The following is a 9,327-nucleotide window of genomic DNA, read 5'->3' as shown; positions in this document are numbered from 1 at the left end:
CGCCTACACGCCCGAATCCTGGACCCCGTTCGCCAAGGCCCTCGCGGACGCCAAGACCGTGCAGGCCAACGCCGACGCCACCCAAACCGAAGTCGACAACGCCACCAAGACCCTGACCGACGCGCAGGCCGGACTGAAGAAGGCAGCCGACAAGACCGCGCTGAACAAGGCCATCGCCGACGCGAAGACCAAGCAGCAGAAGGACTACACCGACGACTCGTGGGATTCGTTCGCCAAGGCCCTCGCGGCCGCGGAAACCACGGCCGCCAAGACCGACGCCACCCAGGCCGAGGTCGACGCCGCCGAGAAGGCCCTGACCGACGCGGCCAACGCGCTCGTCAAGAAGCCGGAACCGTCCAAGAAGGCCGACAAGACCGCGCTGGACGCCGCGGTCAAGACGGCCGAGTCCAAGAAGCAGGACGCCTACACGCCCGAATCCTGGACCCCGTTCGCCAAGGCCCTCGCGGACGCCAAGACCGTGCAGGCCAACGCCGACGCCACCCAAACCGAAGTCGACAACGCCACCAAGACCCTGACCGACGCGCAGAGCGCCCTCACCAAGAAGCCGTCCACTCCGGGCCAGCCTGATCAGGACAAGGATAAGGACGATGAGGAAGAGCCGCTGCCGGTTCCGGTGTATCGTCTGTTCAACCCGAAGACGAACCTGCACCTGTACACCGCCGACTCGAACGAGAAGAACGTGCTGGCGAACAAGCAGGGCTGGAAGTACGAGGGCGTAGTGTTCAACGCCGCGCACAACGTGGCCGGCGCGACCCCGGTGCACCGTCTGTACAACCCGAAGACCGGCCGTCACCTGCTGTCCCTTGATGGCCACGAGCGTCAGGTGCTGACGACGCAGCGCGGCTGGAAGGACGAGGGCGTGGCCTGGTATCAGGTCGATACGGGCACGGTTCCCGTGTACCGCATGTACGCGCCGTCGACCGACGAGCACCTGTACACCACGGATGTCAACGAGTATCGCCTCAATGCCACCCGCGGCTGGAACCAGGAAGGAGTCGCCTGGAAGGGCCTGAAGTAAGGTCTTCCCTCTCAGCGAGCGCTCAATGTAATGGGGTGTGGTTCGATGTATGCAGCATCGAACCACACCCCATTACATTTGCGACGCTAAGGAATGTCACAATCGTTCCCAATAGCCTTGCTCAAAGCAAAAGGTCCGACACGAAGAATCATGCCGGACCCTCATCCCAGTAAGGGCGCACTTGGAAGCACCCGCGGAATCGGCACCATCCGACAAGCCGCTGTACACCCGACTGAAAACCGGATGAGTGATACTGCCGTCATTCCGTACGTCTCATCATAACTCTCGCGGCACAGCCATAATAGGCGTATGAACTACGTCATGCTCTCTTTCGACGATCTGCCAGCCGAGGAATCCTCAATGCTCAAAGCCGATATCGAAGAAGCGGAACGCGGCTACACGGACGAACAACTCAAGGAAGCTATGCGACGAACACTGACATATCGGCAATGAGCATCTAGAACGCTATCTGCATTGAGTGCGGTACATTCCGAGCCTCCCGAACATCTATCTGCGTTGAATGTGGTATTCGGCAACGAGCATTTCGGGTATTATCCCAACAAAACCGCCATATGCTCAAGGTGCATGCCGAGCCGCATACCGCACTTAACGTAGATAGATGTCCTTGGCCGGCAGAATGTACCACACTCAACGCCGATAGTATGTCACCGCTGTCAGCACCCATCGATTATGCCCGAAAACCATACGAGAGCTCGGCGGATTATCCCTCCCCCAGAACAGCGGGGACGCGGCGAAAAAGAAAAGCCCGGCGGGTGCCGGGCTCAAAGGAGAAAGAAAGGAGATGAAGAAGAAAGGTGTTAAGTTGTGGACCTTGCGGTCACGATTGTCATATAACCATACGTTTCATAGCGCAATATCGGTAAATGCTGAGAATCACCTGAAAATCTCGAATGATGCTCGACATGGCAGAACCCGACACGGCAGAAACCCCCAAAGTATCTCATGACTCGCCGCGGAACAACCGCACGTCCGCCACACACCGCCGTCGACCGCGATTCTGTCTCCCGATACGCAGTCAGCGTTCTCACGCGTTCACGTCGAATCACCACATCCGATCGCCCCGGCAACGTAGCCGCCCCGAGTCCTTCGCGCAAAGTTGGCTCTCCGTTCAGACGTCTTCCGCATGGCCTTTGCCGCGGTCCTCTAGCGTGAAAACATGGGTTTTACAAGTTGGGGCCCATCTTCGACCAAGACTCGATGAAGACGAAGAAGACAAGGAGCATCATGCCAAGCATTCCGAAGCGCCTGCAGGGCCTTCTGCTGTCGGCAGCCCTGATCGTCCCGCTCGCCGCGATCCCGGCGACCACGACGGTCACGGCGTTCGCCGACGAGCAGCCGCCCGCATCCAGCACGCAAACGACCACGCAAGCGACCACGCCGGCAGACAACGCCGCCAACGCAGCAGCCACCGACACCATCATTAAAGACGCCGCCACCGCCGTCTATCTCAAGCGCATCGACGTCGGCACCGACACCGTGACGCTCGGCTCGAAGAATACCAAGCCGGTCGACGTGTCCGGCTGGCTGATCCGCGACGACAAGGACAGCGCCGACCACACGTACACGATTCCGGACGGCACCGTGATCCCGGCCGCCGGCGAGCTGCAGTTCAATCTGGACCAGCTGGCGGGTATCGGCTTGGGCAAGGAAGATCAGACTCGCGTGTGGAACAAGTCCGGCGAGCTGATCCTGAGCTTCGGCTGGTCCGGCGACGACAAGAACGCCGTGTACGTCGCGAACAGCGACGCCGACGGACTCGTCAAGCAGGGAGCGACGACCGAGCCGGACCAGCCGTCCGGCGAGAAGCTGGACGTGGCCGCATGGCCCGGACTCGACACGGTGACCGCGATCGACGGCACCGACGAATTCGGTGCGGGTCAGGCGATCGGAGAGCACACCGACGGCAACCTGTCCGGACTGGTCTACCAGCCCGGCGCGAACGGCAAGCCGGGCACGCTGTGGGCCGCGGACAACGATCTCAACCCGACGCTCGGCGAAACCGGCCAGAAGGGCGCCGGCGCGATCAACAAGTTCGTCTACGACGAGGCGACCGGCTCGTGGAAGCAGGATCCGGCCGACGGCTGGAGCTTCCAGCTCGACGGCAAGGCCAAGGGCGGCAAGCAGCTGCACTTCAAAAACGGCAAGGGCGGCGTCGATTCCGAAGGCATCACGCTGATCGACGGCGACCCGTCCAAGGGCGTGTTCATCGGCGCGGAACGCGACAACGAGGACAAGAAGGTGCCGCGCCCGTCCATCCTGCGCTACGACGTGAGCCAGAAGACCACCGACACGAACGGCGACGGCGCGCAGGACCTGACCGCCGCGAACGAGTGGAATCTGACCGACGCGCTCAGCCAGTTCGGCGTGACGCTCGACAAGGGCGACGACGCGAACCTTGGCGTGGAAGGCGTGGCGTTCATTCCGGACGCGACGCTCACCGCGAACAAATTCGTCTCGAACCTTGATCCGAAGAACGTGCACGCGTACGATCCGGCCGGCACCGCGAACGATTTCGGCGGCCTGTTCTTCGCCGCGCTCGAGAAGACCAACGCGGTCTACGCGTTCGCGCTCGCCACGGTCGGCGGCAAGGACGTCGTGTACCCGGTCGCGCAGATCCCGCTGCCGGAGGCCGCCGCGAACGCCGGATATTCCGGCCCGCGCGACCTGACGTGGAACGCCGAGCACAACCAGCTGCTCGCCGAGGGCGACAACACGATCGGCACGGACGAGAAGCCCACCAAGGCCATGATCGCCACCTACGAGTTCGACAAGTCGGGCGCGCTGCAGCTCACCAAACTCACCGCCACGCCGACCGAAATCGCCGCAGGCAACACGGAAGGTTTCGCCGTCACCCCGGACGCCGAGGCCCGCACGGTCAAAGGCGGCAAGGCCGGCAAGACCTACAAGCCGGTCTTCTGGGCGGACGACTCGGTGACCAACGGCCATTCGCTGCGTCAGGGCTGGATCGAGGCCGCGAACAACGGTTCGCAGCAGCCGGGCCAGCCGGAGCAGAAGACGACCACCATCAACCTGCTCAACGTCAACGACTTCCACGGCCGCATCGACAAGAACCTGACCGTGCCGTTCGCGTCCACGGTCGAGCAGCTGCGCGCCGCGTATCCGGATTCGTCGCTGCTGCTCGGCGCCGGCGATCTGATCGGTGCATCGCTGTTCAACTCGTCCGTGCAGCGCGACCAGCCGACGATCGACGTGCTCAACGCGCTCGATCTAAAGGCGTCGTCGGTCGGCAACCATGAGTTCGACCAAGGTTACGCCGACCTGACCGATCGCGTGATCGGCAAGGACAACGCTCGCAACGCGAAGTGGGACTACCTCGGCGCGAACGTATACAAGAAGGGCACCAAGACCCCGGCGCTCAAGGAGTACAGCATCCAGGACGTCAACGGCGTGAAGGTCGGCGTGATCGGCGCGGTCACGCAGGAGACCTCCACGCTCGTCTCCCCCGGTGGCATCAGCGGCATCGACTTCGGCGATCCGGTCGAGGCCGTGAACCGCGTCGCCAAGCAGCTGACCGACGGCGACGAGTCGAACGGCGAGGCCAACGTGATCGTGGCCGAATACCACGAGGGCGCGCCTTCCAGCGAGGACGCGAAGACCGGCAAGCCGACGCTCGACGAGCAGAAGGCCGCCAGCCCGGTGTTCAAGGAGATCGTCGACCAGACCGACCCGGCCGTGGACGCGATCTTCACCGGCCACACGCACATGGCGTACGACTACGCCGACCCGGCGCACAACGGCCGTCCGATCATCCAGACGGGCAGCTACGCGGCGAACGTTGGCCAGGTCGTGCTCGACTACGACCAGTCAACCGACAAGGTAACGTATGCAAAGTCCGGCAACGTCCCGGTCGACACGAGCAAGTCCGACGACGAGCTCGCCGCTGCCGGCGACGCGACGGTCAAGCAGGTCAAGTCGATCGTCGACGCGGCCCTCAAGGTCGCCGACGCGAAGGGCAACGAGAAGGTCGGTTCGGTCGCGGCGGACATCACCACCGCGTACAAGGACGGCAAGCGCGACGACCGCGCGTCCGAATCCACGATGGGCAACCTCGTGGCCGACGCGCTGCTCGACTCGCTCAAGCCCGCGGACCGCGGCGGCGCCGAAATCGGCGTGGTGAACCCGGGCGGCCTGCGCGCGGAATTCTGCCGCACCGGCAACGGCGACAAGTGCACGCTCGCCGCGGACGGTTCGATCACGTACGCCCAGGCGAACGCCGTGCTGCCGTTCCTGAACAACCTGTGGACCACGACGCTCACCGGCGCGCAGTTCAAGGAAGCGCTCGAACAGCAGTGGCAGACCACCGCCGACGGCACCACGCCGTCGCGCCCGTACCTGCAGCTCGGCCTGTCGCACAACGTCTCGTACACGTACGATCCGAACGCGAAGCAGGGCGAGCACATCACGTCCGTGACTGTCAACGGCCAGCCGCTTGACCCGAAGCGCGAGTACCGCATCGGCTCGTTCAGCTTCCTGCTCGAGGGCGGCGACAACTTCCGCGCATTCGCGGCCGGCACGAACACGAAGGACACCGGTCTGGTCGACCGCGACGCGTGGATCGAGTATATCGGCAAGAACTCGCCGCTCAAGCCGCGCTACGATCGTCGCGCGGTCGCCGTGACCGGACTGCCGACCGGCGACGTGACGGCCGGATCGTCGTTCGATCTGCACTTCTCCAAGCTCACGCTCACGTCGCTGGGAGTGCCGGCCGAGACGAAGCTGACCGCGACGATCGGCGACGCGACCGTCGGCACTGCGGACGTCGCGAACGGCGACACGGCGGATCTGAAGATCACCGTTCCTGCCGGACAGGCGGCCGGCGCCGCGACGCTGACGATCGTCGGCGCAACGAATGGCACGACGGTGACGCTGCCGATCACGGTGAAGGCCGGCGAATCGCCGTCGCCGGAACCGTCGCCCGAACCGGAGCCGACCCCCACGCCGACGCCTGACGAGCCGTCCCAGCCGACTACGCCGACGGTGAAGGCCGTGCCGGTGTACCGTCTGTACAACCCGCACTCCGGGCTGCACCACTACACGATCAACTCGTACGAAAAGGACGCGCTGGCCAAGCGCGGCTGGAACTACGAGGGCGTCGCGTTCAAGCAGGCGGCGTCGGCGAGCTCCGGCAAGCCGGTGTACCGCGCATACAACCCGAACGACGGCAACCACCACTGGACCGCCGACAAGAACGAGTACACGATCCTGACCACGCGTCACGGCTGGCGCGCCGAGGGCATCGCCTGGTACCAGTCGGACGAGGGCAAGGCGGTCGTGTACCGCGCGTACAACCCGAAGAACGGCGAGCATTTGTACACCACCAGCAAGGGCGAGTACGACGTGATCACGTCGGCCGGCCGCGGCTGGCGGGCGGAAGGGGTTGCGTGGCGCAGCCTGTGAGGCTATGCTAGGTAACGCTTGAAGGGGCATCCGGTTTCATCTGCCGGATGCCCCTTCCGCTGTTTGTGCTCTGTTTTCACGGTATCGGCGCGGTTTGTCGCGCTGTTATCGCGGCGTTGCCGCGGCGCACGGCCGTGTCGCGCCGGATCCGCAGCCGCAACCGTACGTCACCGTGGCTGTACGTCACGCTGCAACCGTACGTTGGCCGTGCGTCACCGCGGCCGAGCGGCGGCGACGCGACGCGCCTGATCCGCGGCCCGGTCGAGTGCGGCCAACGCCGCCCGCTGATCGTCGGTCTGGTGGCGTTCCGGTTCGAACGCGCCATACCGCCGCTCGACGGCCGTGCGGATCAGAAAGTCCGCGATCTTCGGGTTCTTCGGCAGCAGCGAGCCGTGCATGTACGTGCCGATCACGTTGTGCACGCGCGCGCCTTCGGTGTGGTCCTCGCCGTTGTTGCCGCGGCCGTCCGCGTCCACGCGCCCGAGCGGGCGCACGCCGTCGCGCAGGAACGTCTGGCCGGAATGGTTCTCGTAGCCGATCACGTCGCCGAAGTCGTCGCTGTGTTCGACCAGATTGCCGATCATGCGCACGTCCTGGCCGACCGTGTACGCGCCGATCACGCCGATGCCGTCGAGCCGCGTGCCGTCGACCGTTTCGAAATACTCGCCGAACAGCTGGTACATGCCGCAGATCATGAGCATCGGCGTGCCGTCGGCCGCGAGCGTGCGCAGCAGGTCGGCGCGGCGGAAGAAGTCGTCGATGATCTTCTTCTGGCCGGTGTCCTGACCGCCGCCGCCGAGGATCATGTCGACGTGCTCGGGCCAGTCGTCGCCCTGATTGTACGCGGTGACGCGCGGCTCGTAGCCGTACAGCGCGAGCCGGCGCGTGACGGTGAGCACGTTGCCGGAGTCGCCGTAGATGTTCATGTCCTTCGGGTAGAGAGACATGATGTCGATGGTGGTCATATCAGCTCCTTGATGGATTCATACGCACGTGCGGGGTTATCCGCCTGTCTGCCCCTCAGTCCGCTTCGCGGCCAGCTCCCCTAGCAAGGGGAGCCGAGATGCAGGGAACCGAGGCGCAAACAGTTACTTGCCGACGCCCGCGTCCGTGACGTCGGCGATGCGGGCGAGGGCGGCTCGCACCTTGAGCATGGATGTGTACGTGCAGTAGATGTGCCGGCTGGTGCAGCGACGCTCGTCGCCGGACGCGTTGGACGTACCGGCCGCATCGGCCGCCGGCTTGAGGAACGCGGCGAGCGCGGCGTCGATGTCGGTGTCGACCGCGCCGACCGACACTTGGTCGTAGCCGAGGCGCAGCGCCATGTCCCATGCGCGCACGCCGGACACCTGCTTGACGCCGGTGCGGCGCAGGCTGGTGAAGTCGACGTCCCACAGCCAGCTCATGTCGCGGCCGTCGGCGTATTCGTCGTTGATGACGATCATCGTGTCGGTCGTCTCGCTCGGCGGGAAGCTAGCGAGCGAGAGGCGGAATCCCATCGGGTTCTTGACGAGTAGCAGTTCGGTGGGCACGCCGTTCACGTCGATGACTTCGCCGCGGCCGAATGCCGGCGTGACGTGCGAGACGGCGGCGAGAAGGGCGGCGTCGGAGGCTTCTGCGAACGTGCTCACGCGGGCGGCCAGCGAGCCGGTGCGGGCGGTGGAAGCGGGCGCGGTCTTGCGGGCGCGTGCGTCGGCCTGCACCGCGCGCACGACGGCGAGCGCGGCGGCCGCGTTGTACAGGTTGTACACGCCTTCGAGCCTGACCGTGGTGGAACGAGGCCGCGATTCGCCGGCGAACAGGAAGTCGGCTTCGTGGTCGCCCACGCGGGTGAGCGTCACATCGGCGGGGAGCTGTTCACGGGGGGCGTCGCCGTCGTTGGACACAGGCGAACGATCCGCGGTGGCAGCACTCTTGTCAGTGCCGAAACCGCCTGTCTCTCCCCCGGTCGGCTGCGCCGACAGCCCCCTCGTCAGAGGGGGCCGAGAGGTACCGGTCCTCCCCGTCGTTCCGACATCATTCGCGGTGCCGGTGTCCGCCGGGACACTGTCCGCGGCATCGTCCGCGACGTCTGTCGTAGCGGCATTCACAACATCGCTCACACCACCGTCAGCAGCCCCCTCCACGGCGACGGTCGTCGCCATGTCGTCGTCGGACGGGAAGAACGAGCGCAGGTCGTCGCTCAGGCCGAAATACCGAACGGAAGCACCCGGCTCGCGCACGAGCTCGGCCAGCCGTGCGATGCGCGGATCCTCGCGGTTGAGCACGACCGTGCCGGTCGTCGCTTCGGCCACATGGCCGAGCAGCCGCGCGGTGTTGTCGATTTCGCCGAACCGGTCGAGCTGGTCGCGCATCACGTTAAGCAGCAGCGCGTACCGCGGCTTGACCTGCCGCACGAAGTGCACGGCGTACGCCTCGTCCAGTTCGAGCACGGCGATGTCGGCGTCGAGCCGGCCGCCGAGCGACACCGTTTGCAGCAGCGCGGAGACGACGCCGCGCGTGAAGTTCGATCCGGTCGGATTGGTGAACACGCGCAGTCCCAGATCGGACAGCATGGACGCGACCATGCGCGTGGTTGTGGTCTTGCCGTTCGTGCCGGAGACGAGCACCACGCCGAGCGGCAGCTGTGCGAGCGTTCGCGCGAGGAATCCCGGGTCGATTCGTTCGACGATCCTGCCGGGGAACGCGGATCCGCCGTGTTTGGTCACGCGGGCGGCCGCGCGCACGAGCTTGCCGATCGTGGGCGTCGCGAACGAGTTCCACGGACCGCGGGCAGGCGTGGGCACGCCTGTTCCCGCCTGCCGGTTCATCGGCTTCACCGCCCCGGCCTGTCCGCCGCCGAGCCCGCC

At 65.4% G+C, this 9,327-nt stretch carries 4 protein-coding genes and 1 pseudogene; 3 read left to right on the top strand and 2 right to left on the bottom strand.

The window, feature by feature from the left end; translation table 11 throughout:
* The 3 genes and pseudogenes from KIH79_RS09445 to KIH79_RS09440 all read left to right on the top strand — a co-directional run.
* Positions 1 to 1,039, top strand: a pseudogene (locus KIH79_RS09445) (FIVAR domain-containing protein); the annotation flags it as partial.
* A 321-nt stretch (positions 1,040 to 1,360) separates the two neighbouring features.
* A complete protein-coding gene (locus tag KIH79_RS13055; RefSeq protein ID WP_274607636.1) occupies positions 1,361 to 1,492 on the top strand; it encodes a hypothetical protein in 132 nt (43 codons plus the stop codon).
* 792 nt (positions 1,493 to 2,284) lie between these two features.
* A complete protein-coding gene (locus KIH79_RS09440; RefSeq protein WP_219059155.1) occupies positions 2,285 to 6,478 on the top strand; it encodes a 5'-nucleotidase C-terminal domain-containing protein in 4,194 nt (1,397 codons plus the stop codon).
* Between the two features lie 212 nt (positions 6,479 to 6,690).
* On the opposite strand, the gene KIH79_RS09435 is transcribed toward KIH79_RS09440, so the two are convergent.
* Both KIH79_RS09435 and KIH79_RS09430 read right to left on the bottom strand, forming a co-directional pair.
* Positions 6,691 to 7,443: a type 1 glutamine amidotransferase gene (locus KIH79_RS09435; protein WP_219059154.1), complete on the bottom strand. Its 753-nt coding sequence runs from the start codon at positions 7,441 to 7,443 to the stop codon at positions 6,691 to 6,693.
* Between the two features lie 123 nt (positions 7,444 to 7,566).
* On the bottom strand, positions 7,567 to 9,288 hold the full coding sequence (locus tag KIH79_RS09430) for a Mur ligase family protein (protein ID WP_219059160.1): 1,722 nt from the start codon (positions 9,286 to 9,288) through the stop codon (positions 7,567 to 7,569).
* Positions 9,289 to 9,327: the final 39 nt, after the last annotated feature.

The organism is Bifidobacterium miconis (genome assembly GCF_019331735.1).
GTDB classification, from domain to species: Bacteria; Actinomycetota; Actinomycetes; order Actinomycetales; family Bifidobacteriaceae; genus Bifidobacterium; species Bifidobacterium miconis.
Note: the sequence above shows the minus strand (reverse complement) of the source record. Positions and strands in the feature narration are given on the sequence as shown.